The following is a 26,152-nucleotide window of genomic DNA, read 5'->3' on the forward strand; positions in this document are numbered from 1 at the left end:
CTTCTCTTTCAAGATGAGTCCATGATTCGTGACTACCAAGCCATTCAAAAGTCATGGTTTCCAAAAGGGAAACAGCGTCAAATCCCCACATACGGTAAGCATCAAGGCGTGAAATTAATCGGTACGTTAAATTATGAAACAGGTGAAATCTTCTGCGTCGAAGAAGAGAAATACGATGCAGAAGTCTTCCTGCGTTTCTTAGAAAAAGTCATTGCTCATTACCCAAATGGAAAAATTGTCATGATCCTCGATAACGCTCGCATTCATCATGCGAAGCTCATTCAGCCTTTTTTAAAGCTGCATCAAAATCGATTACAACTGGTGTTTTTACCACCTTACAGCCCGCAATTGAATTTAATTGAGGGGCTATGGAAATGGTTGAAAGACAGCGTCATTCATAATGTCTTTTTTTCAAGTACATCGCAAATCAAACTCGCTGTTCGTGAATTTATCCGTTGTCAAAGTGAAGATACACAAGGTATAATCGACCGACTTTGTGTTAGGTTCTAAAGTTCAATCTATATAGAGGAAAATATAGAACATTTAGCGGGTATGTCAAAGGAAATGGAATCGATTATGAGCGTAGTGACCAATATTGCGAATCAAACGAATCTATTAGCTTTGAATGCTGCTATTGAAGCGGCTCGCGCTGGAGAAGCGGGTAAGGGCTTTAGTGTAGTGGCTGATGAAGTTCGAAAATTATCTATTCAAACAAAGGATTCAGTTACAGCTGTTGCATTGTTACTACAAAAAACAAGTGAACGAATGGAGAAACTAGAAGACTCACTGACAAATATTCAAGATGAGGTTGCATCTGGTGAGGAAAATATGTCACAGACGGAGGGCCAATTTACGAATATACTAGGAGCGATGACAGAAGCAAAGGGTCAAAATGATTGCATAGTGCAAAAAATACAAGCCATCGTAGAAATCTTAAATGAGCTAGGTAGTTCTTTTAGTGAGGTCGCCAATTCAGCAGAAAAATTAGCGAGCTTTGCACAAAACTTAAATGATTAAACAATGTATATTGAATACTTAAGCGCTATAGAAATCTTACCTATCTCGGAAATACGCGAATGGAGATTAGGGAGGGCTATACAGTGGACCTTCAATCAGTAGGGTTTTCCTCATTACGAATGATTGTTAATTTCACCAATCGGTTTTTTAATTGACGCTGTGCTGTTGTGCAGGAAACTGTTTTGTGCTATCGCTGCGTTGCACTACGCTTTCGCCCAGAAAATCGTTTTGTTGCTGTCGCTTCGCTTTCGCAACAGAAAGAGGTATGTTTTGAAATCATTTGAAACATATCTCTTTTGCTAATTTTGTAAAGGGTTGAGCGTAATTTTCACTAAAAAAGGTTTATACTGTAGAGAGGAAGAACTAAAAATAGGGGCGGTTTATGATGAAAACAGTTGTTGTATTAGGTGGCGGCATGACAGGTTTATGTACAATGCATTATTTGCAACGTCAGGTCAAGGAAAAAAATATAGATGTACGATTAGTGCTTGTAGAGAAAAATACATATTTAGGTGGTAAATTACATTCAACCTATGAGCAAGGCTTTATTATGGAAACAGGCGCTGATTCCATTGTCGCTCGTCATCAAGGTGTAATGGAGCTTGTGCAGGAGCTGGACTTTGCAGAGCAACTAGTTTACAACGAAACAGGCACTTCCTATATTTATACAAATAATGAGCTTCATGCGATTCCTATAGATTCTACATTTGGTATACCAATGAGCGTTGCATCTCTTGAGCAAAGTACGCTTATTTCGGAGCAGGGTAAACAAGAAGCATTAAAAGACTTAGTATTACCAAATAAAGGATTTACAAAAGAAAGCTCAATTGGCGAGTTTTTAACCTATTATTTAGGGAAGGAGCTTGTGCAAAATCAAATTGCTCCAGTGCTGGCTGGTGTTTATTCTGGAGACTTATATCAGCTTTCAATTGCCTCTACCTTACCGTATTTAATTGATTATAAAAATAATTACGGCAGTATTATCAAAGGCTTTGATGCAAATCGTGAACAATTTACACAGGCAGCAAATAAGAAGTTTATATCATTTCAAAATGGTTTGTCTTCCTTTATTAATCGATTAGAACAAACATTAACGGATGTGGAAATTATTAAGGGTGTTGCAACGATCAGTGTTAAAAAGCAAGAAAAGCACTATATGATTTCTTTAGCAAATAATACAAGCATTGTAGCAGATTATGCTGTTTTAGCACTGCCAAACGAAGCTGTCCAAGGTGTCTTACAGGATACGGCTTTGGATCATTATTTTGATCAATTTACAACAGCCTCAGCAATTACAATTTATTTAGGCTTTGATGTACCAGACGCTCGATTACCAGCAGATGGAACGGGTTATATTGTGTCACATAACTCTGATGTTGTCTGTAATGCAGCAACTTGGACAAGCCGTAAGTGGAAGCATACATCGAAAGATAGCAAATTACTTGTGCGACTCTTTTATAAAAGTATTAATCCAGCGTATGAGCAGTTACGTGCAATGACAGATGAGGAATTGGCGGCTGTTGCCTTAGCGGATGTTCGAAAAAGCCTAGGTATAGAGGACAAACCTACTGTTGTCAATGTGACAAAATGGATTGATCAAATGCCTAAATATGACTTGGCACATCGTGAAGCATTACAGGGGCTGCTACAGGAATTAGATAAGGGCTATCCAAATTTATCAATTGCAGGCTGTTCTTATTTTGGTGTAGGGATTGGTGCTTGTATTCAAAACGGCAAAAAAATCGGTGTGGAGCTTGCAGAAAAATTAGTCGATTTCTAAGACTTTAAGTGAAAAATTCCTTTGTTGCGTGAAATAGTCTTGACTCATTCGCCTGTAAACGATATGATTCTTTTAATTATATAAAAATTCATACTTAATTCTTATCGAGAGAAGCTGAGGGACTGGCCCAATGAAGCTTCAGCAACCAACTTTATGTCAGGTGCTAAATCCAGAAGACTATTGAGTCGAAGATGAGAAGGAACAACATTGACAAATCGTTAAAGCCTTCTTTTTTATGAAAGAGGGCTTTTTATTATTATGTATAGAGACAGGAAGGAAGAGAGGCTATTTTATGGGATTGCTTGAGAGATTAAAAACACATGTATTGACAGCAGATGGTGCAATAGGGACAGTGCTTTATGGCTATGGTTTGGAATATTGCCATGAGGAAATGAATGTGCAGAAACCTGAGTTAATTGAAAAGATTCATAGGGAATATATTGCAGCAGGTGCTGATGTGATTCAAACGAATACATATGGCGCAAATGCCATTAAATTAGCTCGTTATGGACTAGAGTCCCGTGTTCAGCAATTTAATGAAGCAGCGATCACCATCGCAAAGCGTGCAGCAGCAGATGGTGGACAGTTTGTATTAGGGACAATCGGTGGTATTCGTGGCATTCGTAAAAGTGATGCTACATTAGAGGAAATATTAGCTGCTGCCCAAGAGCAAGCGACTGTGTTACTAGCAGGGAATCCAGATGGCCTTTTACTTGAAACCTATTATGATTTTGAAGAATTAACAGCGACATTAACGATGCTGCGAGCAAAAACAGATGTACCGATTATTGCACAGGTATCAATGCATGAGCCTGGTGTTTTGCAAAACGGTATTTCTTTAAACGAGGCATTGCATAAGTTAGAGACACTAGGCGCTGATATTGTGGGCGTGAACTGTCGCCTAGGCCCGCATCATACCATACAAGCATTTGAAGGTGTAGAGCTTCCTGAAAAGGCATTTATGTCAGCTTACCCAAATGCCTCTCTCCTTGACCTTGAGGATGGACGTGTTGTTTATGAATCGGAGGCTGATTATTTTGGTCGAGCGGCTGTCGCATTACGTGACCAAGGTGTCCGTTTAATCGGAGGCTGCTGTGGCACAACGCCCAAGCATATTGCTGCTGCGAAGAAATATTTAGAAGAGCTATCACCCGTTAGTGAGAAGCATGCAAAGCCAACAAAAATCGAGATTGTTCGTGAAGCAGAGCCAGCGAAGTATGAATCTCTTTATGAAAAGGTTAAGCGTGAACGCTCTGTTATTGTAGAGTTAGATACACCTAGACATTTAGAAATTGATGGGTTTATTGAGGGAGCCAAGCAATTATACAATGCAGGTGCTGATGTTGTGATGATGGCAGACAATTCACTAGCCTCTCCACGTATTAGTAATATTGCGATGGGGGCTTTACTCAAGGAAACATATGGTGTGCGTCCCCTTACACATATTACATGTCGTGATCGTAATCTAATTGGTCTTCAGTCGCATTTAATGGGGCTGAATGCTTTGGGGATTCATGATGTGTTAGCTGTGACGGGTGACCCTACAAAGGTAGGCGATTTCCCGGGGGCAACAAGTGTTTATGATGTATCTTCTATGGAGTTAATACAATTAATCAAGCAGTTAAATGAAGGAGTTTCATTCTCGGGGAAACCGCTGCGTAAAAAAGCGAATTTTTCAGTTGCCGCTGCCTTTAACCCAAATGTGCGCGTGCTAGATCGTGCTGTGGCTCGCCTAGAGAAGAAAATTGAACATGGTGCAGACTATTTTATTTCACAGCCTGTTTATACAAAGGAAAAAATTGTCGAAATTTATGAGGCGACAAAGCATTTACAGGCACCAATTTATATCGGAATTATGCCAGTGACAAGCTATAAAAGTGCAGAGTTTTTACATCACGAGGTGCCAGGTATAAAATTATCAGAGGATGCACTAACAAGAATGAAGACTTGTGGCGATGATAAGGAACGTGCAACACGAGAGGGTATTGCCATTGCGAAGGAATTAGTAGAAGTAGCTACGCAATATTTCAATGGTATTTACCTTATTACACCGTTTTTACGCTATGATGTGACATTAGAGTTAATGAAATATATTGAACAATTGGACGAACAGAAAAAAGGAGTAAGCATAGATGGCTAAGCACTTGATTGAAGAGCAACTAGAGAAACGGATTTTAATCCTTGATGGCGCAATGGGTACAATGCTACAAAATGAAAACCTAACAGCGGAGGATTTTGGTGGCGAGGAGCTTGATGGCTGTAACGAAAATCTTGTACTTACAAGACCAGATGTTATTGAGAAGGTTCATCGCAAATATTTAGAGGCAGGCGCAGATATTATTTGTACCAATACATTTGGGGGCACGCCACTTGTATTAAACGAGTATGATCTTGGTGCGAAAGCAGAAGAAATCAATAAACGTGCAGTGGAAATTGCTCGTCAAGCAGTAGAAAGCTTTTCCACTTCTGATTGGCCGCGTTTTGTGGCAGGGGCTATGGGTCCAACAACAAAAACATTGTCCGTCACAGGTGGTATTACCTTTGATGAGCTTGAGGAAAATTTCTATGTGCAGGCAAAGGCATTAATTGAGGCAGGCGCAGATGTATTGTTACTGGAAACAAGTCAGGATATGTTAAATGTAAAGGCAGGAACACTTGGTGTAGCACGTGCCTTTGAGGTAACTGGCAAAAAGCTACCTGTAATGATTTCAGGAACTATTGAGCCAATGGGGACGACACTTGCAGGGCAAACCATTGATGCTTTTTATATTTCTATTGAGCATATTCAGCCATTATCGGTGGGCTTAAACTGTGCAACAGGACCAGAGTTTATGACGGATCATATTCGTTCATTGGCAGAGCTGTCCACAGGCTATATTAGCTGTTATCCAAATGCAGGATTACCTGATGAGGAAGGCTGTTATCATGAGTCGCCAGAATCTCTATCACAAAAACTAAAAGGCTTTGCGGAGAAAGGCTGGCTTAATATTGTGGGGGGCTGCTGTGGTACAACGCCCGCTCATATTGCGGCTATTCGTGAGGTATTAAAGGATGAAAAGCCACGTCCATTACCTGAAGCAACACATGGTCATGCCGTTTCAGGTATTGAGCCATTATTATATGACGATTCAATGCGTCCATTATTTATTGGGGAGCGAACAAATGTAATTGGCTCTCGTAAATTTAAAAATTTAATTATTGATGGCAAATTTGAGGAGGCAGCAGAAATCGCACGTGCACAGGTGAAAAATGGTGCACATGTTATTGATATTTGTTTAGCGAATCCTGACCGTGATGAGTTAGCAGATATGCGTGGCTTTATGCAGGAGGTTGTGAAAAAGGTTAAGGTTCCTCTTGTAATTGATTCAACGGATGAAAAGGTAATTGAGGAAGCGCTGAAATTTTCACAAGGTAAAGCGATTATTAACTCGATTAACTTAGAGGATGGGGAAGAGCGCTTTGATGCGGTCATGCCGCTTGTGAAAAAATATGGTGCCTCATTAGTCGTTGGTACAATTGATGAGCAGGGAATGGCTGTTGACCGTTATCGTAAGCTTGAAATTGCTGAACGTTCTTATAAGCTATTAACCGAAAAATGGGGACTTGCGCCAGAGGATATTATTTTTGATCCATTAATGTTCCCGGTAGGCACAGGGGACGAGCAATATATTGGCTCCGCCTTAGAAACAGTTGAAGGTATTCGTCTCATTAAAGAAAAATTGCCGCGCACATTAACGGTACTTGGCGTCAGTAATATTTCATTTGGCTTACCACCTGTTGGCCGTGAAGTGCTTAATGCCGTCTATCTTTACCACTGTACACAGGCAGGCTTAGATTATGCTATTGTGAATACGGAAAAGCTAGAGCGTTATGCGTCTATTCCAGAAGAGGAAATTAAGCTAGCAAATGATTTATTATTTAATACAAATGATGAAACATTAGCCGTATTTACTGATTTCTATCGTGATAAAAAGAAAGAAAAAACGGAAGCGGATATTCCTAAAACGGTTGAAGGTCGTTTAGCTTACTATATATTGGAAGGTACAAAAGAGGGGCTTATTGAGGATTTAGAGGCTGCTCGTGAAATCTTTGAGTCACCGCTGGCTATTATTAATGGACCTTTAATGGATGGTATGGCTGAGGTAGGTCGTTTATTTAATGATAATCAGCTAATTGTAGCGGAGGTTTTACAATCAGCTGGTGTCATGAAGGCGGCGGTTGCTTATTTAGAGCAATTTATGGAAAAAAATGATGAGAGCGCTGGTAAAGGTAAAATGGTGCTCGCTACTGTAAAAGGTGATGTACACGATATTGGGAAAAACCTTGTTGATATTATTTTAAGTAATAATGGCTATAAGGTTGTTGATTTAGGTATTAAGGTAACGCCTGCGCAATTGATTGAAGCGATTCGTAAGGAAAAGCCAGATTTTATCGGCTTATCAGGCTTGCTTGTGAAATCAGCACAGCAGATGGTGATTACTGCTCAAGATTTTAAAGAAGCGGGGATTAATGTACCAATTTTGGTTGGTGGTGCAGCATTATCACGACGCTTTACAGAAACAAAAATTGCAGATGAGTATAATGGCCCTGTTATTTATGCGAAGGATGCGATGCAAGGATTAGAGCAAGCCAATCGCTTAATGGATAAGGACGCACGTGCAAACTTTTTAGCAGAAATCGAGGAATCTCGCCAGAAGCGTATCGAGGCAGATGCCAAACGTGCTGCTCGTCCTGCTAAAGAGGTATTAGTTAAGCCTGCACGTACGGTAAAGGAAGCGACAGTATTTGTACCTGCTGATTTACGCCGCCATGTGAAAAAGGACTATGCTGTTTCACATTTATATCCGTATGTGAATATGCGTACATTGCTAGGGCACCATCTAGGTTTAAAGGGGCAGGTGCAGCAACTGCTTGAGGCTGGAGATGCAAGGGCTACAGAGTTGAAAGATTTAGTGGATGATTATTTAAGAAGCGATTTGTTAAAGCCATCAGGTTTATATCAATTTTTCCCTGCACAGGCAGATGGGGAGCATGTGATTGTTTATGACCCTGCTGATAGCAAAACAGAAATTGAACGCTTTACGTTCCCACGCCAGCAAGTAGAACCTTTTTTATGCCTTGCTGATTTCTTAAAAACGGTTGATAGTGGTGAGATGGACTATATTGCTTTAATGGTAGTAACGGCTGGACAAGGGGTTATGGCACAGGCTCGTCAGTTAAAAGATGATGGGAAATTCCTTGAAAGCCATGCTCTACAATCAACTGCACTAGAGCTAGCAGAGGGCTTTGCGGAGCGTATGCATCAGGAAATTCGCGATCAATGGGGCTTCCCTGATGCAACGGATTTCACAATGCGTGACCGTTTTGCTGCAAAATATCAAGGGCAACGTTTTTCATTTGGCTATCCTGCATGTCCAAACTTAGAGGACCAAGAGAAGTTATTTGGTCTGCTAAAGCCTGAGGATATTGGCGTTCATTTAACTGAAGGCTTTATGATGGAGCCAGAGGCATCTGTATCAGCCATTGTCTTTGCTCATCCTGATGCTCGCTACTTTAATGTATAAAACGTAAACTATAATAAACATGACCCTCTTTTTTATGGAGGGTCATTTTGTAAGAAAAAGGAGATGAGCTGGATGATTCGCATGATGGAAGAAAAAGATGTGCCTGAGGTATTGGCTATTTATAACGATATTATTTTAACAAGCAAGGCGGTTTATCGTTATGACATTCAAACATTAGCGGAAAAAGTAAAATGGTTTAAAGAGCAACAGGCAGCGAAAAATCCATTGCTTGTCTTTGAGGACAATGGTATGGTAGCTGGCTTTGCAACCTATAGCCAGTTCCGTCCATATCCAGGCTATCAATATACAATGGAGCATTCTGTCTATGTGCACAAGGAGCATTATCAAAAGGGCATTGCGACAAAGCTAATGCATAAGCTAATCGCCATTGCGGAGGAGCAGGGTGTGAAAACACTAATCGCTGGTATTGATGGCGAAAATATTGCTAGCATGAGGGCACATGAAAAATTAGGCTTTGAATATGCAGGTACAATCAAGCAGGCAGGCTATAAATTTGATGAATGGCTGGATCTTGTATTTTATCAATTGATGTTAAAAGGACCGAAGTTATAGAAAATGAACCATCTAGTCTCACACTAGATGGTTCAATTGTGTTAAAGGGATGAGAAGGTGGAAAAAGAGGAGTGCAGGGTTTATTGAGGATTTAGAAGATTTAACTTCTGTTATACCAATGCATCCATGTTTCCACTTCTATTCCATGGATTCGCACATCTATAGAGAAAACTTATCTTATGAATTTTAAGATGAACCAAAAAATTAATCAGGTTGCTGAAAAATACTTATCATAGGGATTAATACTGCAAAACATAAACACTTTGTTTGTGCCTTAGTTGCTTACGGGATTATTTTGCGGTTCACCGTTAGACGTTATTTGATATTGCCATACTTTCCCGTCTTTTCCTAAATAAAAATAAGAATACATGAAGGTTTTTTTATCCATGAAGTTAATATATAGCTGATATTCAAGATTCCCCTCTTTAATTTCTTCAAAAGCCACGCCTTCCAAACTTCGATTATATTCAAAATCATTGTTTTGAGTTGAATCGTATAGCCATGTTTCCGTATTATCAACTACATCAGCCAGTTTCTCTGCTCCAAATCTTTTTCTTACTTCATTATAAGTTAAGCCTATTTCTGCATGTTCCTCCAAAAATCTCTTAGTAATGTCGATTTCCTGAGTTGCGTTATTTTTACTCCCATTTGAACAGGCAGCAAGAAGAACAATTATGAAAATCGAACAAACTACTATTTTTCGCATTTTATATTTACCTCTTCCTTATAACTGATTGTTTATATTGTTTTTATTTCAAAATTTACATGGTACTAGAATTTATTTTAAAGGAGATAATCGTTTATCTGCAATGTGGATAGCGAATACTTATGTGTTCACCATCGACACTACCAAATCATTTTTTGGCATCACTGAAGATGGAATAAAAAAGTCCAGGGCTGCTTTAGAAAAAGAGCGCGAAAGAGTTGGCTATCATTAATATGATTCAGAAAGGATAGATTGATGCTAAGATTGCCTTACCAGCCAACAGTATTATCTCACTCAGGAAACATCTTGCTAACTAAACGAAATAGTGATTAACAAACATCATAAAAAGGATATGACATTTGTCATATCCTTTTTATGATGTTTGCGTCTGTTATGAATTAGGCGCTTGTTTTATGATGAGGTCATAAGGAAAAAAAGAAACGAGGGAGTAAAGGATGGCAACAGATAAAGAAAAAACAAAAAAATTACGTCAAGATGTAGCGCCATTTGCCAAATCAGATACAGGTAAAAGTGTATTTCAAATGATTAACACCATTGTACCGTTACTTGCATTATGGGTAGCTGGCTATTTATTAGTAGATGTTTCACCATGGCTAACAGCAGGCTTAAGCATTATTTCAGCAGGCTTTGTTGTACGAACATTTATTATCTTTCACGATTGTACACACGGCTCATTTTTCAAAAGTAAAAAGGCAAACGACTGGGTTGGATTTTTTACAGGCGTGTTAACATCATTCCCCTATGAAAAATGGAAACGTGAACATACAATACACCATGCAACAAGCTCGAACTTAGATAAGCGTGGTATCGGTGATATTGATATGATGACAGTGGAAGAATATATGCAAGCTTCTAAAGGGCAGCGCTTATGGTATCGCTTTTACCGAAATCCGTTTGTGATGTTTGGGCTGGGACCTTTATATATGGTGCTTATTTTAAATCGCTTTAACCGTAAAGATGCGAAAAAGAAGGAACGTTTGAATACGATTTTAACAAATATTGTTATCTTAGGGGTTTGTGCTGCTTTAATTTTCTTTATGGGCTGGCAGGCATTTTTATTAGTGCAAGGAGTTACGTTATTTGTTGCTGGTTCTCTAGGTATTTGGTTATTTTATATCCAGCACACATATGAAGATTCTTATTTCGAGCATGACTCAGAGTGGGACTACGTGAAGGCTGCCGTTGAGGGTAGTTCATATTATAAATTGCCAAAAATTTTGCAATGGGTGACAGGGAATATTGGTTTCCATCATGTGCATCACTTAGCTCCTCGTGTACCTAACTATAATCTTGAAAAAGCACATAATGAAACACCACCATTACACATGGCGACAACCATTACTTTACGTACAAGCTTGGAGTCCATACGTTATAAGCTATATGATGAAGAGCAGGGTAAATTTGTAACGTTTAAAGAAGTGAATGACATTATAAGACGCAAAGAAAAAGGCAGTATTGCTGCTTAGTCGAGGACAGCCATCTCTTTTAAGGGAGATGGCTGTTTTAAATGCTTACTTGAGGCGTAATCAGCATAAATTTAATTTTCTTGTTATAATAAGGGAAAAGTAGGAAAGAGCGTGAGATTATGTTGAGAAAATGGCATAGTATTATTCCAAATAATCCAATGCTCAGTATATATTTATGGGTTATTTTTTGTTTCCTTCCGTTTTTCTTTATTTTTCGGAAATCATCCTATATAGAAATATCTATCGGTATTACTTTTTTGATGGTTTATTTTATTTTCTATCGATTTTCTGTGAATGCGAAAAGCGGTTTAGTGTATATGTGGATCAGCTTTGAAATGGTTATTAACATCATGATGACCATTTTATATGGCTATGTATATTTATCTATTTTTACAGCCTTTTTTATCGGCAATATACGACGCCCTGTTGGCTTTTATATTATGTACGGCTTGCATATTGGCTTTACAGTTATTTCAACAGGTGTTGGCTTTTTTATTGAATTGCAATTATTTTTATCCCAGTTACCATTTGTTGTGTTAACAATTTTAGCAGTTGTTTTACTGCCATTGACCATTTATTCAAAAAATAAGCGTGAAAACTTAGAGGGACAGCTAGAAACAGCTAATGAACGTATTGCGGAGTTAATTGTTTTTGAGGAGCGACAGCGTATTGCACGTGACCTTCATGATACATTAGGGCAAAAATTGTCCATGATTGGCTTGAAAAGCGATCTAGCATCCAGACTGATTGCACGTGACCCACAGCAAGCTTTAATAGAAATTAAAGATATACGTCAAACGGCTAGCATTGCCTTAAAAGAGGTTCGTGAATTAGTGTCAGATATGCGGACAGCGAAATTTGAGGATGAACTAATGCGGATATCTCAAATATTAAAGGCTGCGGAAATGGAATTTGTGTTTGAAGGCGATAAACATGCATTACATGTGCCACCGCTTGTCGAAAATGTTTTATCCATGTGCTTAAAAGAAGCTGTTAATAATGTTGTGAAACATAGTGGTGCTACTAAGTGTGAAATTGCTTTCCATCAAAATTTTAAAGAGGTTTACTTAATTGTTCGAGATAACGGACAAGGCATTAAGAAAAAGCAAGCGTGGAAAACTGGTAATGGCTTAAAGGGAATGCAAGAACGTTTAGAGTTTATCAATGGTTCCTTTAAAATTGAAAGTGATGAAGGAACGACCTTAACAGTCATCATTCCAGTAACGATTACGCATCAAAATGTCCAAGAAAATCTAAAGAACACATAGAAATGAGGCTGATGACATGATACGAATTGTGATTGCTGAAGATCAAGGGATGCTATTAGGCGCTCTTCGCTCTTTATTGAGTATGGAGGAAGATATGGAGGTCGTTGGCTTAGCAAAAAATGGTGAGGAAGCATTAATGCTTGTGGAAGAGCATCAGCCTGATATTTGTATTATGGATATTGAAATGCCAGTGAAAACGGGCTTAGATGCTGCAGAGGCATTGCATAATGCTAGCTCTACATGTAAGGTGATTATCTTAACAACATTTGCAAGACCTGGCTATTTTGAGCGTGCCCGCAAAGCAAGTGTACGGGGGTATTTATTAAAAGATAGCCCTATTGAGGAGTTAGTAAGTGCTATCCGTACGATCGTGGACGGTAAGCGCATCTATGCACCAGAGCTTGTTGATTTTGTTTATGAGGATGATAGTGAAAATCCTTTAACGGAGCGTGAAAGTCAGGTGCTCACACTTGTAGCAGAGGGCAAGACGACAAAGGAAATTGCGGCAGAGCTATTTCTTTCAGCGGGAACGGTGCGCAACTATATTTCCACAATTTTAGAAAAATTAAATGTCGGCAATCGTATTGAAGCTATTGCACGTTTTAAGGAAAAGGGCTGGAATAAATAAACAAAGAACCTTATCGCACTAAAAATGCGGCAAGGTTCTTTTTACATGGCTTTATTTCTTACGTTTTGTTAAACGTCCAAGCACGAATGCACCTGCTGCTACTGCAAGCACTGTATTTGTTTTTTTCGTAAATACTTGCTTTGTTACAAGATTAAGGTTTTGTGGACGTTCAGCTAGACGGCGCATAAAGTAGCCGTACCAATCCTCACCAAATGGCACATAGACGCAGAAATTATAGCCTTCTTTAGCAAGCTCCTTTTGCATTTCTGTACGGAAACCATAGAGCATTTGGAATTCAAATTTATCAAATGGAATATTATGCTCTGCTACAAAGCGTTTCACATGGGCGATAATATTATGGTCATGTGTTGCGATGGATGTAAACTTACCATGTAGCAAATGATATTCGATTAATTCAATAAAGTTTAAGTCAATATCTAATTTATCTTGATAGGCTACCTCGATTGGCTCTTTATAAGCGCCTTTTACAATACGTAGACGATAGTCCTTGAACTTTTCAATATCTTCTTTTGCGCGGTAAAAGTATGATTGAATCACTGTTCCAACATTATCAAATGTTTTCGATAGCTCTTCTACCATATCAAAGGATACTTGAAGACGATCATAATTTTCCATATCAAAGTTAACAAATATATCGTACGCAGCAGCTTTTTCTACAATTTCATATAAGTTGTCATAGCAAAAATCAACATCAATATCTAAGCCTAATTGAGAAGGCTTTAATGAAATATGGGCGTCAACACCGTTATCATGAATGGCTTCAATAACAGTAAGGATTTGTTCTTTTGCCTTCGTTGCTTCTTCTTTACTTGAAACAAATTCACCTAGGTTATCGACTGTACAAGAAATATTGTGTGCATTCAGTTCTTTAATGCTTGCAATTGTTTCTTCAACATTTGTACCAGCTACTACACTTTGGGCACCTAATTTTAGACCGTATTTCTTTGCAGCACTATTTAATAGTTGGTTTTCAGATAAATGGATGAAAAAATCGCGTAATAACATGGTCATTCTCCTAACTGCATTTTCTTTTTAGTATAGCATAAATTTTAAAAACTATAATTATTTCGCACTAAGTGTATTTCACGACAAACACATGAATATGTGTCCTAATAAATTTTTTGATGGTTCGCTTTTTGAGAAAAGGTTACCAAACGAGGTACTTAATTGTCTATTCATTGATAAGTATCTCATTTCGTAGTTATCTTTTTTCAGGATTCCTTATAAATCCAATAACTTTTCTAAATGTTTGGTTGGGTTGGCACAAATCATAAATCGTTTCTTCGGTAGTCTCAACTTTTTCTGTGTCATCCAGTTTTCATACATGTAAAGCTGATTTTCGGATGATATTTAAGTAGAAAGTTGTTTGTTTTTCCAGTGCATGATGGGTATCTTCACGAAAGGTCATAATTAAATGCCAATGATAGCTTTCCACCATTTAATATCCTCGAATCGCTCGTGTGATTTCCTTCACATTTAATGATAGTTTGTGTCTATCGTTGTTTTGCCCTATGATCATCGTATTATGTGTCATGGCCGTAGTTTAAGTTCTGTCCATACTTTACTTTTGAGGAAGCTAATTGGTGTCTGGGCGCTGCTAGTATTCACGTTTTTGGACACAACTATGCGTTTTTTTCACGATCTCTGTATACACATGTGTTGTGCTCATTTTATATTAGACTTTTCTCGTTTGGTGTTTGTCTGTTACTAAATTTAAATAATTGAATCACTCATTCATTTCATTCAGCTCCCTTTAAAAACTGAGGATATACTGTATATTTCTATTTTTCCTCACTTGTGTTTGTCGTGTATACTTCGTTTTGCGAATACAAAAATTATTTGGCACTTATCATTGATATATATAATACATAGTGGAGTTACTATGGGGTTACTGAATCTTCCAATTCAGCAAACCCCAGAAATGCACCATACCGACCTATACAAAATAGCCGCTATCCAAAAACAAAGGATACACGGCTATTTGTCATACATATCGAAAGACCATATTGTTGTTATATTTCTGGCTTACGTCCTATTTACCACTACTTATTGTTAATTTGCAACCTTCACAATCGAATTACTTGTATACAAGGATGCACTGTAATAATTTAACCCATCCATTATATCTGTAAAACAGGTGTAAGAAGCATTTCCACCTACAAGTACACCAGTTAAAGTATTTCCAGTTGTATTTGGACGATATACAGGTCCTCCACTATCTCCATTTGTACCAAATCCACTTGAGTCATCAGGAACTACTATAGAAACTTTTCTAGTTTTCCCATCCGCCCAATTGTTCGTAATAGCTCCTTTTTGAATTACTCTACCGCATTGTTTCGTTGTAATAATACCCGCACGACATACTACTTGACTAAATGCAGGACTAGTAGAGTCAGCAGCTATTAGTTTGTTATCAAAAATTTCTAATGTACTATTATCTGTTGATATTCTAATACCATTAGTAGCATATCGCCCTCCACTTAAAGCATTATCCATTATTTTTACTAAGCCAAAATCTAAGTTTGCTCCCATTGCTTGGGCATGTTGACGACCTACATTATAAGTAAATTGTTTCACAAGAGTACCAGTTCCATTAGATGCTACAGTTCCATGAAAGCAATGAGAAGCAGTTATTAAAAAATAAGTTCCATTTTTACTTGCTATTCCCGCAACAGAACAACCCTCTCCATTAATATTAATACCAATTCCTGCACCCAAATTGGTCCAATTCCCTTTTTGGGATTTGTAAAGTTCGAGTATTTCAAATTCTTTTTTTGAAAACACTAAAATATCTCCATACTTGGATTTTAGTTCTGCTATTAAATCTTCCTCTAAAGAATTGTATGAGAGTTTTACCTTCTCATCAAAAATATCTGATACTAAAGAAATAGTAGGTAAATTGCCTTCTCCTCCATAGTAGTCTATTATTTCCTAATAGACAGCCGCTTGTTGTTCGAGTAAATCTTTATGTGTATATGTGCCTGCCTCCACTTCTATATCATTTGACCGAAGGTTGACCAATAGCTGTTGTAAAATTTTATTGGAAGAAACTACACTTTCTTTATATTTGAAATGTAGTTTTCCATTTTCATCAAAGAATAAATCACCGTAATCTTCTGTACTCATATTCATATGTGTCATAGTTAACTTTTTAACCAAAGTATCGAATAATTCCCTTTGTGCCTCCTGTTTATAACTTATTTCCTCTGCATTATTTAATTGCTCATTAGCCAAAGCACGATTACCAAAACTCAATAATACAATACAACAAATAAGAGGTATTACTAAAGCAAATAATCTTTTCATAAAACTCATCTCCTTTTTAAATTTTATTATCTTACACTATTCATTTAAAGGATTCGAAGAGTTTAATTAACGCTGGAACTCTTGAAACATTCATCGAATAGTAGATTTTATCTGTATAAAAAACACTTGTTTTAGCTGACGGATAGTACCATATATCAATAGTTTCCTTTAAATCGTCTTTAAATATGACTTCAAGTTCGAATAAGGCTTCTTCGAATGTGCGGAATTTTGAAGATACAGCAACATCTTGCATAGCTTCTTTAATTACATTAATTTCAGCATCACTATCAATAGTACGTGTACCTAAATCACGGTTGACACCTTTACCAGTCACAATTATTTTGTCAATCTCCCCTGCAAACAGAAATCTTTCCTCTGTCTGACCTTCTTCGCTACAACTAATCAGAAACAGCGAAATAGATATTGATAAAATCATAAGTGAAAATTTCTTCATGATTCTCCTCCAATTCCTTTACTTACTTTGACTCTACATGAACCATAAAAACTAGTAACATCAATAACTTTTACTTGTGGTTTAGTAACAATAATAGGTTGATAGTTCAATTTTTGCATCTTAATACCACTTTTCTCTTTTCTTCCTTGATATACTTTTAATTATTAATGACAGTAGAAACAGATAGCCTTGCTAGTTTTATCATTTCTAAAATAGACGACACTTTTATTTCATGGAGATAATACCCAGATTATGGTTTTTGTAAAATAATAATACCATATAAAGGTTTAAATGGCGATATTTTATTTGTCTAATTGCACAACAAACACATGAATATGTGTCTTAATAAATTTTTTAGTAGTTCATTGATAAGTGTCTCGTTTCGTAGTTATCTTTTTTCAGGATTCCTTATAAATCCAATAACTTTTCTAAATGTTTGGTTGGGTTGGCACAAATCATAAATCGTTTCTTCGGTAGTCTCAACTTTTTCTGTGTCATCCAGTTTTCATACATGTAAAGCTGTTTTTCGGATGATATTTAAGTAAAAAGCTGTTTGTTTTTCAGTGCATGATAGGTATTTCACGAAAGGTCATAATTAAATGCCAATGATAGCTTTCTACCGTCTAATAGCCTCGAAACACTCGTGCGATTTCCCCTCATATGGCACTGACCTAAAAAAATGAGACAAATAAAAACACCTTTCGTTGAAAAACGGGTATTGTACCTTATCAAATCAATGTGGAGGTGTTTTTCTATGGGGACAAGAGTGAGTTACCCAGTGGAAGTGAAAATGAAAGCAATTGAAATGAGATTAGCAGGCATTCCTGTAAAACAAGTACTAGAGGAGCTAAATATTCGTAACCATTCTCAGTTAAAAACATGGATGAAATGGTACAAGAACGGCGAATTACATCGTCTTGAACAGCCAGTAGGAAAACAATATACATTTGGCAAAGGGCCTGAATATGAAAGTGAAACCGCTAAGTTACAAGCAGAGAATCGTTATTTAAAGCAACAAATTGAAGTGTTAAAAAAGTACGCAGAGTTGGAGAGGAAGTGGTCCCAAAAGTTGTAGTAGAGCTAGTAGAGGAGTTAAAAGAAAGGATGCCGATTGGTGAAATCTGCCGTCATTTAGGTGTAGCTCGTTCGTCGTATTATCGCTGGAAGGTCAATGAAAATAAATTCACTCAAAAGGATCTTCGAGACCAACAAATTGGCGACTTGTGCAAGTTACACAAATTCAGATACGGCTATCGAAAAATCACAGAATTACTTACTGACATTAGTGAGAAAACGGTGCAACGTGTGATGCAAAAATACGGCTGGCAATGTCGTGTAAAGGTAAAGAAACGTAAACGTACGGGACAACCAGCTCACATTGTTCCTAACTTATTAGCACGTGATTTTACGGCATTAAAACCGCTAGAAAGGCTCGTAACAGATATTACTTACTTGCCTTTTGGACAATCTATGATGTACCTTTCAAGTATCTTAGACCTATTTAATGGCGAGGTTATTGCGTTTACAATTGGTTTTACACAAGATACCGACTTTGTCTTAGATACGCTAAATCAATTACCCGATCTACCAGAAGGCTGTATCCTGCATAGCGACCAGGGTTCTGTTTACACATCTTATGCATATCAGAAGGCAGTCAAAGAAAAAGGAATGACCATGAGCATGTCTCGTAAAGGCACGCCCGCTGATAATTCCCCAATTGAAACGTTTCACTCCTCGCTAAAGTCTGAAACGTTCTACCTCGATGATATTTATCGCACAACAAATGCGTGTGTCATAAATATTGTCGAAGAATACATTTACTATTATAACAATATTCGGATTAAAACGAAATTAAACAACCAGTCGCCGGTTCAATACCGTCAACTGGCTGTATAATAAGGTGTTTTCATACTGTCTCAAAAATAGTATTCAGTGCCTATTTAGTAATAGTTTTTTCTATCGTTGTTTTGCCGTCTATGATCATCGTATTATGTGTTATGGTTATGGTTTAAGTCCTGTCCATTCCTTACTTTTGAGGAAGCCGATTGATATCTGTACGCTCCCAGGGTTCACGTTTTTCGATACATCTATGTGCTTTTCAACGGTCTTTGTATACGTATATAATATGCCCATTTTCTGTTGGACTTTTCTCGTTTAGCGTTTGTCTGTTACTAAATTTAAATAATTGAATCACTCGTTCATTTCCTTTTAAGAACTAAGGATACTGTATATTCACATTTTGTTCCCACGTGTGTTTGTCGTGTTAAATATTTGCATGCGCTCATTAAACAGCACAGGATAGCTTAAAAAGCCAATCATGATACTAGATAAGGTTGCTGTTGTGAGCAGTGCAAAGATAATTAAAAGCTGAAACTGTACAGCTTGGATAGGATCAGCTCCACCGATAATTTGTCCGCTCATCATACCTGGAAGCTGCACTAAGCCGATTGTTTTTTGACTTTCAATGGTAGGAATCATACTAGCTTTTATAGCACTAATCAACTGACGGTGAATAGCCTGCTTTGGTGTTCCACCCAATGATAAAATAAGCTCCATTTCATTCTTATGACTGGTGATTTCGGCTATAAAACGATTTAAAAATAAAATAGATAATACCATGGAATTGCCGATTAACATACCGCTAATAGGAATGATATATTGAGCAGTTGCCGGCACGATATGAAAGCCGAGCAAGACGCCTTGTGTAACAATTTCTATCGCAACAAGGGTAAGTGCGATCTTCCATGTTATGCCCTTGATACCTGCTCCCTTTTTCCGTGCATTTAATGTCGCAACAATAATCATTAATGCAACCATCAGAAAAATATAGCTATAACTATTTGCATTAAAGACAAATTTTAAAATATAGCCCACTGCAAGCAATTGGACGATGGAGCGAACTGTTGCGATAAGTGTATCTTTTTCAAGCCCTAGCTTTAATGTTTTAGATAGTAGGAGGGGAATGCAGACAAAAATTAGTGTTAATGATAACGCTGTGTATGTCATAGATTCGCCCCCTGTATAAATTCTGCTACACGCGGGTTTGTGGGTGCATTAAGTAAGGTGCTTCTGCCCGCCTCAATTAGCTCACCATCCATCATCACCCATGTATAATGACCGATTGTTAATGCTTGCTGTAAATTATGGGTAATCCAAATCATTGTGACATTGTATTTTTCATTAATAGTGACAATTAACTTTTCAATTTCTTGGACGGATTGACGGTCAAGTGCGGATGTAATTTCATCTAATAATAAAATGGAGGACTGATTAATAAGTGTTCTTGCGATGGAGACCTTTTGCCGCTGTCCTCCTGATAATTCATCGATTGATTGATGCAAAAAGCTTTTAGCTAATCCAACGTCCTCTAAATATTGAGTTGCTTCTTGTTGTGAGAGCTTTTTCCCTTGCAATGTGCGAGGAAGGGCCAGGTTTTCCCATACAGTACCCGCAATCATAGGGGCAGCCTGCAGAGCAATGCCAACATGTCTTCTTAAGGCTGTTGGTTCAAAGGCAGAAATGGGTTGCTGATCGATCCGTATATGCCCTTGTGTTGCTGAAAGAAGGCCATTACATAATTTCAATAGGGTTGTTTTACCCGCACCAGAAGGCCCGACGAGTGTCGTAATTTGCCCTTTTGGAAATGATCCTGTAATTGACTTTAATATCGTTTTATCATTTACTGAGAAATGAACTTGTTGAAAGTGAATAGCAGGCTCGTATAGCGTATTCATGGATAGGTACCCCTTTGCAATAGTTAAGTAAACTAACTGTAGCATGAAATCTGTAAAAGATGCAGATGAAAATTAGAAAAATAAGGAGCAGAGGCAATGACAGTATTATATGTTGATAAATTTACATATGAGCAGGGAGATATGTATATTGTGGCTTCAGACGAGGGCATTGTCTATATTGGCACACCAAATATGCCGTTTGAGGAGGTTGAAGTATGGGCACGAAAGCCATTTAAAGGATATTGCTTTGAGAAAAATAAAGAAAAGCTCTGGCCCTATATAGAACAGTTAACAGCCTATTTTAAAAGGGAGCTTACTGAATTTGATGTGCCTATCCATGTGAAGGGGACACCCTTTCAATTAGCTATATGGGATGCATTGAGAGAACTACCATATGGCACAACTGTATCGTATGCAGATATTGCGCAACGAATTGGGAACCCAAAGGCAGTAAGAGCTGTAGGTGGAGCAATTGGCGCAAACCCAATATTAGCCATTATCCCATGCCATCGTGTGATTGGTAAAAATGGTCAGTTAACAGGCTTTCGAAGTGGGCTTGCTATGAAGGAATTTTTATTAGAGTTAGAGAGAGCTTAGAACTTATAAGCCTAAAAAAAATCTGCCTGCCATCACTGAGATGACAGCGCAGATTTAATGACTGACTATACGTGCTCTTCATGTACATTGTTTGGTGTTTTACCAAAATGCGTTAAACGATGAGCGAACGTTTCTCCTCGTACAGCAGAGCTTTTAAAGATATCTTGGAATTCGTAAGCTGGTGTTCCATGTTCCATCACATCGAGACCCGCAACTTCCTCCTCTACTGTTACACGTAATGGAATAAAGACTTTAATAATGAATAAACCTGCTGTGACAGATACACTGACCCAAGCAATAGTAGCAATAACACCGACTGCTTGCACACCTAGTAACGCGAAGCCACCGCCATAAAATAAGCCTTGACCGCCAATATCAAATAAACCAACAGCTAATGTTCCCCAAATGCCACAAATACCATGAACTGCAATTGCACCTACTGGATCATCTACTTTTAATTTCCATTCAAGGAAACGCACACCCTCCACAAGTAATGGTGCAGCAATCATACCGATCACAAGAGCGCCAATAATGCTAACATTGGCAGCCCCTGCTGTAATCCCTACAAGTCCTGCTAAAGCGCCGTTTAATGTTAAAGAGCCATCAATATGTCCGTAGCGGAACTTTGTATAGAAGGCAGTGGCAACTACACCAGCTGCTGCAGCAAAAAATGTATTAGCAATAACGCTTGGCACTAGCTCAGGATCAGCTGCTAAAGTGGATGCGCCATTAAAGCCAAACCAACCAAACCAGAGGAGGAATACACCTAAAGCGCCTAATGGAATACTATGCCCTGTAATAACATTGACACGCCCATTTTTATCGTATTTACCAAGTCGTGGTCCGATCATAACGGCTGCAACGAATGCTGCAATAGCGCCTGTTAAGTGCACAACCGTTGAGCCAGCAAAATCCACAAAGCCTAAGTCTGTTAACCAGCCCTGACCACTCCAAACCCAATGACCAACAACAGGATAAACTACTAAAGTCATAAGTATAATAATAGCAACATAAGCAAAGATATTAGTACGCTCTGCAACTGCGCCAGATAAAATCGTTGCACCTGTTGCCGCAAACATTGTTTGGAAGATAAAGAATGAAAGATCATCAACACCCTTTAATGCAAAGCCGCTTGTGCCAATAATGCCACCTGCTGTGTCCCCAAACATAATTGCGTAGCCACAGAAGAAATAGATAATGCCCCCAAGTGAAATGGTAAGGAAATTTTTCATAATAATATTGACTGCGTTTTTTGAGCGTGTAAAACCTGCCTCTACCATAGCGAATCCTGCGTGCATAAAGAATACTAAAATCGTCCCAAGCATCACCCAAACTAAATTAACAGATAACAAAACCTCATCCATTGAAATCGCCTCCTTATTCTACAGCAACGGATCCGACTTCTTTTGTGCGGATACGAATTGCCTGTTCTACTGGATAAATAAAAATTTTCCCGTCGCCAACCTTGCCAGTTGCTGCCTCACGCAATAAAACCTCAACTGTCGCATCAACTTTGCCGTCATCTACAACCATTTCTAATTTTAATTTAGGTAAAAATTCGATTTCGTACATATTGCCGCGAAATAGACCTGTTCTTCCTAACTGACGACCGCAGCCAGCAATTTCAGAAACACTTAGACCTGCAATACCTTCCTGTGCAAGTGCGTCCCTTACGGCTCCAAAAACTTCAGGACGAATGATTGCTTCGATTTTTTTCATCACTACCAGCTCCTTACGTAATTTTAATTTACATGTTAAAGCGCTATAGACAACAGCGCAATTATTATTTTGAAATTCATGTAATGTTTTATAACATGATATATTTCTGCATACGAAATAACTTGGTGGAAAGGTTTTTATAAAAGGAATGAAAGCGGTATTAAAATTTATGTCTAAATTGTGTACGGTTCCAAATTTTCTGACTATTTATGTGAGAAAACCTAACATCAAATAAGGTGGATGTAAAACGCAAGAATTTGGGTATATAGTGTATACTAGGACTAATTATCAAAGCGGAAGAAGGGGTTTTTGTGAGTTCAAACTATACAGATGATAGCTTAGCGCTACACACAGACTTATATCAAATCAATATGGCAGAATCCTATTGGGCTGACGGCATACATAATAAAAATGCTGTTTTTGAATTATATTTTAGGAAATTACCGTTTGGCAATGGTTATGCCATATTTGCTGGGCTAGAGAGAATGTTGAACTATCTGCGTGATTTCCGCTTTAGTGAATCAGATATTGCGTATTTACGTGAGGAAGTGGGCTATCAAGAGGACTTTCTTGATTATTTAAAAGATATTCGATTTACAGGGGATATGTATTCCATGGTGGAAGGAGAGCTAGTTTTTGCGAACGAGCCAATTGTTCGTATTGAAGCCCCATTAGTGGAGGCACAGCTTATTGAAACAGCACTGCTAAATATTGTGAATTACCAAACATTAATTGCCACAAAGGCTAGTCGTATTAAGCAAATTATTAAAGAAGAAGTAGCTATGGAATTCGGTACACGACGTGCACATGAAATGGATGCGGCTATTTGGGGAACACGTGCGGCATTTATTGGTGGCTTTTCCTCCACTAGCAATGTTCGAGCAGGCAAGTTGTTTAACATTCCAGTATCTGGTACACATGCACATGCATTAGTACAGGCATATAAAAATGATTATGATGCGTTTCATGCCTATGCCAAACGTCATCGAGATTGTGTATTTCTTGTTGATACTTATAATACGCTGAAATCAGGTGTACCAACAGCTATTAAAGTAGCACAAGAGCTAGGAGATAAAATCAACTTTATTGGTATCCGTTTAGATAGTGGAGATATCGCATTTCTATCAAAAGAAGCTCGCCGTATGCTGGATAATGCAGGCTTCCACGATGCTAAAATCATTGTTTCAAATGATTTAGATGAATATACGATTTTAAATTTAAAGGCGCAAGGTGCAAAAGTGGATATTTGGGGTATTGGTACAAAATTGATTACAGCTTATGACCAACCGGCTTTAGGTGCGGTTTATAAAATGGTGGCTATCGAAAATAGTGAAGGACGTCTTGAGGATACGATTAAAATTTCGGCGAATGCTGAAAAAGTATCGACACCAGGCGTGAAAAATGTCTACCGTATTATCCATAAAACAAATGGAAAGGCAGAGGGAGACTATATTACAATGCACGATGAAAATCCTCAGGCAGAGGAACGCATTAAAATGTTCCATCCAGTCCATACATTTGTATCAAAATTTGTCACTAATTTTGAGGCTAAAAATTTACATCAACATGTCATCAAAAATGGGGAAATAAACTACCAACATCCTACACTAGAGCAAATGCGTGACTATGCAGCAGAAAATTTAGAATTGCTGTGGGATGAATATAAACGTGCAATGAATCCAGAGGAATATCCTGTCGATTTAAGTCAAAAATGCTGGGATAATAAGATGCGAAATATTGAAGAAGTCCACAATATGGTGAATCAAATGTAAAAGGAGAGGTAAGTACAATGACCTTACAGCAACAAATTATTGAGGAATTACATGTATTACCGACAATCGATGCACAGCAGGAGATACGAAAATCCATTGATTTTTTAAAGGAATATGTACAACGTTATAGCTTTGTAAAAGGCTTTGTTCTTGGTATTTCTGGCGGTCAAGATTCCACGTTGACAGGAAAGCTTACACAACTTGCCATTGATGAACTAAATGCGGAAGCAGGGGAATCGAAGTATTCATTTTGGGCTGTACGCTTACCATACGGTGTGCAGGTAGATGAACAGGATTGTCAGGATGCCATTGATTATATAAACCCTACAAAAACGTATACAGTGAATATTAAAAATGCGGTTGATGCGAGTGTAAAGGCATTAGCAGAGGCAGGCATTGTGCTGAATGATTTTGTAAAAGGGAATGAAAAAGCACGTGAACGAATGAAGGTGCAATATTCGATTGCAGCCATGAATGGAGCGGTTGTAATAGGAACCGACCATGCAGCAGAGGCTATTACAGGCTTTTACACAAAATTTGGTGACGGTGGAGCAGATTTAATGCCAATCTTTCGTTTAAATAAACGACAAGGTAAGCAATTATTAGCGGAGCTGCAATGTCCAGAACATCTTTATATGAAAACGCCAACTGCGGATTTAGAGGAAAATCGTCCAGCCTTGCCAGACGAAGCGGCACTTGGTATATCATATGATCAAATTGATGACTATTTAGAAGGAAAGGAAATCCCTGAGATAGCCCGTCAAATAGTGGAAGGCCATTATTTACGTTCCCAGCATAAACGACATATGCCGATTACAATCTTTGATGATTTTTGGAAATAGTATAGAGAGACAGCGAGTTAGCAAAAGTAAATAGCGCCTTTGCTAACTCTTTTTATATAAATTGGTTCTAAGGTATTAATTTTTAGAATAAAATACCGATATAAATACCTATAAAGAAGAAGGAGATGTAAAGGAGGGTAACTTATCTATGAGAACTTCGAGGATAGATGCAACGACAAGCAGTGTTTTTCGACAGGAAAATCAGTATTTACATGCAGGAGATATTAGTCATAATTTTGGGCAAAATCAACAGCAGCCCTTTAAAAATAATTTGCAAAAAAATAAAAAAAAGAAGTATAGTGCTATTGTTACGTCAAAACCACAGCAATCAACCCGTCATATAGCATTTGCTCCTACAGAAAGTAATAATAATTTGCGAATTCGTCATGAGCTCAATGAAGCTGCATTAAAACTAAGTCATATAAGCAATCAAAAGAAGCGGCTCGATAGTTACCAATCTTCCATCTAAATAGTAAAGGGCTATGGAACGGTCACATTGGTACTTGTCTGTTCCATAGCCTTTTTAATTTTTATGTAGGTATTAGAAAAAATAGGATGAAAAAGATTAATTTTGCAACACTCTAAAGAATAATAACGTTATATAATAGGTAGGGGCTGTCGGAAAAGCTTTGTCTTTCTAACAGCTCTTCTTTATTCGTCTAAATTATACATGGCTGTTTCAGA

22 protein-coding genes, 1 pseudogene and 1 riboswitch are annotated in these 26,152 nt (G+C 37.9%); of the genes and pseudogenes, 14 read left to right on the top strand and 9 right to left on the bottom strand.

The window, feature by feature from the left end; translation table 11 throughout:
* The 6 genes and pseudogenes from ADM90_RS12440 to ADM90_RS12465 all read left to right on the top strand — a co-directional run.
* The coding region (locus ADM90_RS12440) for an IS630 family transposase (protein ID WP_152928024.1) at positions 1–510 on the top strand (510 nt) is incomplete at its 5' end.
* 18 nt (positions 511–528) lie between these two features.
* Positions 529–1,017, top strand: a pseudogene (locus tag ADM90_RS12445) (methyl-accepting chemotaxis protein); the annotation flags it as partial.
* 385 nt (positions 1,018–1,402) lie between these two features.
* Positions 1,403–2,797 (top strand): protoporphyrinogen oxidase, encoded by a 1,395-nt coding sequence (locus ADM90_RS12450; RefSeq protein ID WP_053995327.1) that lies wholly within the window; start codon positions 1,403–1,405, stop codon positions 2,795–2,797.
* 98 nt (positions 2,798–2,895) lie between these two features.
* Positions 2,896–2,995: riboswitch (SAM riboswitch) on the top strand.
* A gap of 94 nt (positions 2,996–3,089) precedes the next feature.
* Positions 3,090–4,937, top strand: a complete 1,848-nt coding sequence (locus ADM90_RS12455) for a bifunctional homocysteine S-methyltransferase/methylenetetrahydrofolate reductase (RefSeq protein WP_053995328.1) — start codon at positions 3,090–3,092, stop codon at positions 4,935–4,937.
* A complete protein-coding gene (metH, locus tag ADM90_RS12460) occupies positions 4,930–8,361 on the top strand; it encodes a methionine synthase (RefSeq protein ID WP_053995329.1) in 3,432 nt (1,143 codons plus the stop codon). Before ADM90_RS12455 ends, metH begins: the two co-directional genes overlap by 8 nt.
* Positions 8,362–8,433: 72 nt before the next feature.
* The gene (locus ADM90_RS12465) at positions 8,434–8,934 is read left to right on the top strand and encodes a GNAT family N-acetyltransferase (RefSeq protein ID WP_053995330.1); all 501 of its coding nucleotides are present in this window, start codon (positions 8,434–8,436) and stop codon (positions 8,932–8,934) included.
* A gap of 274 nt (positions 8,935–9,208) precedes the next feature.
* Here the strand turns inward: ADM90_RS12465 and ADM90_RS12470 are convergent, their stop codons facing one another.
* The gene (locus ADM90_RS12470) at positions 9,209–9,640 is read right to left on the bottom strand and encodes a hypothetical protein (RefSeq protein ID WP_053995331.1); all 432 of its coding nucleotides are present in this window, start codon (positions 9,638–9,640) and stop codon (positions 9,209–9,211) included.
* A gap of 455 nt (positions 9,641–10,095) precedes the next feature.
* On the opposite strand from ADM90_RS12470, the gene desA reads away from it, so the two are divergent.
* The 3 genes from desA (at position 10,096) to ADM90_RS12485 (ending at position 13,023) form a co-directional block, all read left to right on the top strand.
* On the top strand, positions 10,096–11,127 hold the full coding sequence (desA, locus tag ADM90_RS12475) for a Delta(5) desaturase DesA (RefSeq protein WP_053995332.1): 1,032 nt from the start codon (positions 10,096–10,098) through the stop codon (positions 11,125–11,127).
* 119 nt (positions 11,128–11,246) lie between these two features.
* The gene (locus tag ADM90_RS12480; protein WP_420704494.1) at positions 11,247–12,395 is read left to right on the top strand and encodes a sensor histidine kinase; all 1,149 of its coding nucleotides are present in this window, start codon (positions 11,247–11,249) and stop codon (positions 12,393–12,395) included.
* A 16-nt stretch (positions 12,396–12,411) separates the two neighbouring features.
* Positions 12,412–13,023 carry a response regulator transcription factor gene (locus ADM90_RS12485; RefSeq protein ID WP_053995333.1) on the top strand — a complete coding sequence of 204 codons (612 nt, stop codon included), beginning with the start codon at positions 12,412–12,414 and terminating at the stop codon, positions 13,021–13,023.
* A 51-nt stretch (positions 13,024–13,074) separates the two neighbouring features.
* On the opposite strand, the gene ADM90_RS12490 is transcribed toward ADM90_RS12485, so the two are convergent.
* From ADM90_RS12490 to ADM90_RS12510, 4 genes are all read right to left on the bottom strand, one after another.
* Positions 13,075–14,049: a proline dehydrogenase family protein gene (locus ADM90_RS12490; RefSeq protein ID WP_053995334.1), complete on the bottom strand. Its 975-nt coding sequence runs from the start codon at positions 14,047–14,049 to the stop codon at positions 13,075–13,077.
* Positions 14,050–15,096: 1,047 nt separating this feature from the next.
* Positions 15,097–15,828, bottom strand: a complete 732-nt coding sequence (locus tag ADM90_RS12500; RefSeq protein ID WP_053995335.1) for a trypsin-like serine protease — start codon at positions 15,826–15,828, stop codon at positions 15,097–15,099.
* Between the two features lie 147 nt (positions 15,829–15,975).
* Positions 15,976–16,350 carry a hypothetical protein gene (locus ADM90_RS12505; protein WP_053995336.1) on the bottom strand — a complete coding sequence of 125 codons (375 nt, stop codon included), beginning with the start codon at positions 16,348–16,350 and terminating at the stop codon, positions 15,976–15,978.
* Between the two features lie 40 nt (positions 16,351–16,390).
* A complete protein-coding gene (locus ADM90_RS12510) occupies positions 16,391–16,804 on the bottom strand; it encodes a hypothetical protein (RefSeq protein ID WP_053995337.1) in 414 nt (137 codons plus the stop codon).
* 754 nt (positions 16,805–17,558) lie between these two features.
* Between ADM90_RS12510 and ADM90_RS12520 the strand changes: the two genes are divergently transcribed.
* Positions 17,559–18,700 (top strand): IS3 family transposase gene (locus tag ADM90_RS12520; protein ID WP_152927953.1). Its coding sequence is split into 2 segments (ribosomal slippage): positions 17,559–17,832 and positions 17,832–18,700, totalling 1,143 coding nucleotides; the frame shifts between segments, so codons are not numbered across the junction.
* A gap of 336 nt (positions 18,701–19,036) precedes the next feature.
* On the opposite strand, the gene ADM90_RS12525 is transcribed toward ADM90_RS12520, so the two are convergent.
* Both ADM90_RS12525 and ADM90_RS12530 read right to left on the bottom strand, forming a co-directional pair.
* The gene (locus ADM90_RS12525; RefSeq protein WP_053995338.1) at positions 19,037–19,810 is read right to left on the bottom strand and encodes an ABC transporter permease; all 774 of its coding nucleotides are present in this window, start codon (positions 19,808–19,810) and stop codon (positions 19,037–19,039) included.
* Positions 19,807–20,538, bottom strand: a complete 732-nt coding sequence (locus tag ADM90_RS12530) for an ABC transporter ATP-binding protein (protein ID WP_053995339.1) — start codon at positions 20,536–20,538, stop codon at positions 19,807–19,809. Before ADM90_RS12530 ends, ADM90_RS12525 begins: the two co-directional genes overlap by 4 nt.
* A 96-nt stretch (positions 20,539–20,634) precedes the next feature.
* Here ADM90_RS12530 and ADM90_RS12535 point away from each other — a divergent pair, with 96 nt between their 5' ends.
* The gene (locus ADM90_RS12535; RefSeq protein WP_053995340.1) at positions 20,635–21,135 is read left to right on the top strand and encodes a methylated-DNA--[protein]-cysteine S-methyltransferase; all 501 of its coding nucleotides are present in this window, start codon (positions 20,635–20,637) and stop codon (positions 21,133–21,135) included.
* 65 nt (positions 21,136–21,200) lie between these two features.
* Here the strand turns inward: ADM90_RS12535 and ADM90_RS12540 are convergent, their stop codons facing one another.
* Entirely contained in the window at positions 21,201–22,499 is a 1,299-nt protein-coding gene (locus ADM90_RS12540) for an ammonium transporter (protein WP_053995341.1), read from the bottom strand.
* Between the two features lie 13 nt (positions 22,500–22,512).
* Entirely contained in the window at positions 22,513–22,854 is a 342-nt protein-coding gene (locus ADM90_RS12545; RefSeq protein ID WP_053995342.1) for a P-II family nitrogen regulator, read from the bottom strand.
* 311 nt (positions 22,855–23,165) lie between these two features.
* On the opposite strand from ADM90_RS12545, the gene ADM90_RS12550 reads away from it, so the two are divergent.
* From ADM90_RS12550 to ADM90_RS12560, 3 genes are all read left to right on the top strand, one after another.
* Positions 23,166–24,626: a nicotinate phosphoribosyltransferase gene (locus ADM90_RS12550; RefSeq protein ID WP_053995343.1), complete on the top strand. Its 1,461-nt coding sequence runs from the start codon at positions 23,166–23,168 to the stop codon at positions 24,624–24,626.
* A gap of 17 nt (positions 24,627–24,643) precedes the next feature.
* Entirely contained in the window at positions 24,644–25,468 is an 825-nt protein-coding gene (gene nadE, locus ADM90_RS12555) for an ammonia-dependent NAD(+) synthetase (protein WP_053995344.1), read from the top strand.
* Positions 25,469–25,616: 148 nt separating this feature from the next.
* The gene (locus ADM90_RS12560; protein WP_053995345.1) at positions 25,617–25,937 is read left to right on the top strand and encodes a hypothetical protein; all 321 of its coding nucleotides are present in this window, start codon (positions 25,617–25,619) and stop codon (positions 25,935–25,937) included.
* Positions 25,938–26,152 lie beyond the last annotated feature (215 nt).

This window comes from Lysinibacillus macroides (assembly GCF_001281525.1).
GTDB classification, from domain to species: domain Bacteria; phylum Bacillota; class Bacilli; order Bacillales_A; family Planococcaceae; genus Lysinibacillus; species Lysinibacillus macroides.

What these genes read in the sequence shown, in the direction of transcription:
- desA (WP_053995332.1), top strand. Translation starts at nt 10,096, where the DNA reads ATGGCAACAGATAAAGAAAAAACAAAAAAATTACGTCAAGATGTAGCG.
- ADM90_RS12560 (WP_053995345.1), top strand. Translation starts at nt 25,617, where the DNA reads ATGAGAACTTCGAGGATAGATGCAACGACAAGCAGTGTTTTTCGACAG.
- nadE (WP_053995344.1), top strand. Translation starts at nt 24,644, where the DNA reads ATGACCTTACAGCAACAAATTATTGAGGAATTACATGTATTACCGACA.
- ADM90_RS12465 (WP_053995330.1), top strand. Translation starts at nt 8,434, where the DNA reads ATGATTCGCATGATGGAAGAAAAAGATGTGCCTGAGGTATTGGCTATT.
- ADM90_RS12525 (WP_053995338.1), bottom strand. Translation starts at nt 19,810, where the DNA reads ATGACATACACAGCGTTATCATTAACACTAATTTTTGTCTGCATTCCC.
- ADM90_RS12450 (WP_053995327.1), top strand. Translation starts at nt 1,403, where the DNA reads ATGAAAACAGTTGTTGTATTAGGTGGCGGCATGACAGGTTTATGTACA.
- ADM90_RS12510 (WP_053995337.1), bottom strand. Translation starts at nt 16,804, where the DNA reads ATGAAGAAATTTTCACTTATGATTTTATCAATATCTATTTCGCTGTTT.
- ADM90_RS12505 (WP_053995336.1), bottom strand. Translation starts at nt 16,350, where the DNA reads ATGAAAAGATTATTTGCTTTAGTAATACCTCTTATTTGTTGTATTGTA.
- ADM90_RS12530 (WP_053995339.1), bottom strand. Translation starts at nt 20,538, where the DNA reads ATGAATACGCTATACGAGCCTGCTATTCACTTTCAACAAGTTCATTTC.
- metH (WP_053995329.1), top strand. Translation starts at nt 4,930, where the DNA reads ATGGCTAAGCACTTGATTGAAGAGCAACTAGAGAAACGGATTTTAATC.
- ADM90_RS12545 (WP_053995342.1), bottom strand. Translation starts at nt 22,854, where the DNA reads ATGAAAAAAATCGAAGCAATCATTCGTCCTGAAGTTTTTGGAGCCGTA.
- ADM90_RS12535 (WP_053995340.1), top strand. Translation starts at nt 20,635, where the DNA reads ATGACAGTATTATATGTTGATAAATTTACATATGAGCAGGGAGATATG.
- ADM90_RS12485 (WP_053995333.1), top strand. Translation starts at nt 12,412, where the DNA reads ATGATACGAATTGTGATTGCTGAAGATCAAGGGATGCTATTAGGCGCT.
- ADM90_RS12470 (WP_053995331.1), bottom strand. Translation starts at nt 9,640, where the DNA reads ATGCGAAAAATAGTAGTTTGTTCGATTTTCATAATTGTTCTTCTTGCT.
- ADM90_RS12455 (WP_053995328.1), top strand. Translation starts at nt 3,090, where the DNA reads ATGGGATTGCTTGAGAGATTAAAAACACATGTATTGACAGCAGATGGT.
- ADM90_RS12480 (WP_420704494.1), top strand. Translation starts at nt 11,247, where the DNA reads ATGTTGAGAAAATGGCATAGTATTATTCCAAATAATCCAATGCTCAGT.
- ADM90_RS12490 (WP_053995334.1), bottom strand. Translation starts at nt 14,049, where the DNA reads ATGTTATTACGCGATTTTTTCATCCATTTATCTGAAAACCAACTATTA.
- ADM90_RS12540 (WP_053995341.1), bottom strand. Translation starts at nt 22,499, where the DNA reads ATGGATGAGGTTTTGTTATCTGTTAATTTAGTTTGGGTGATGCTTGGG.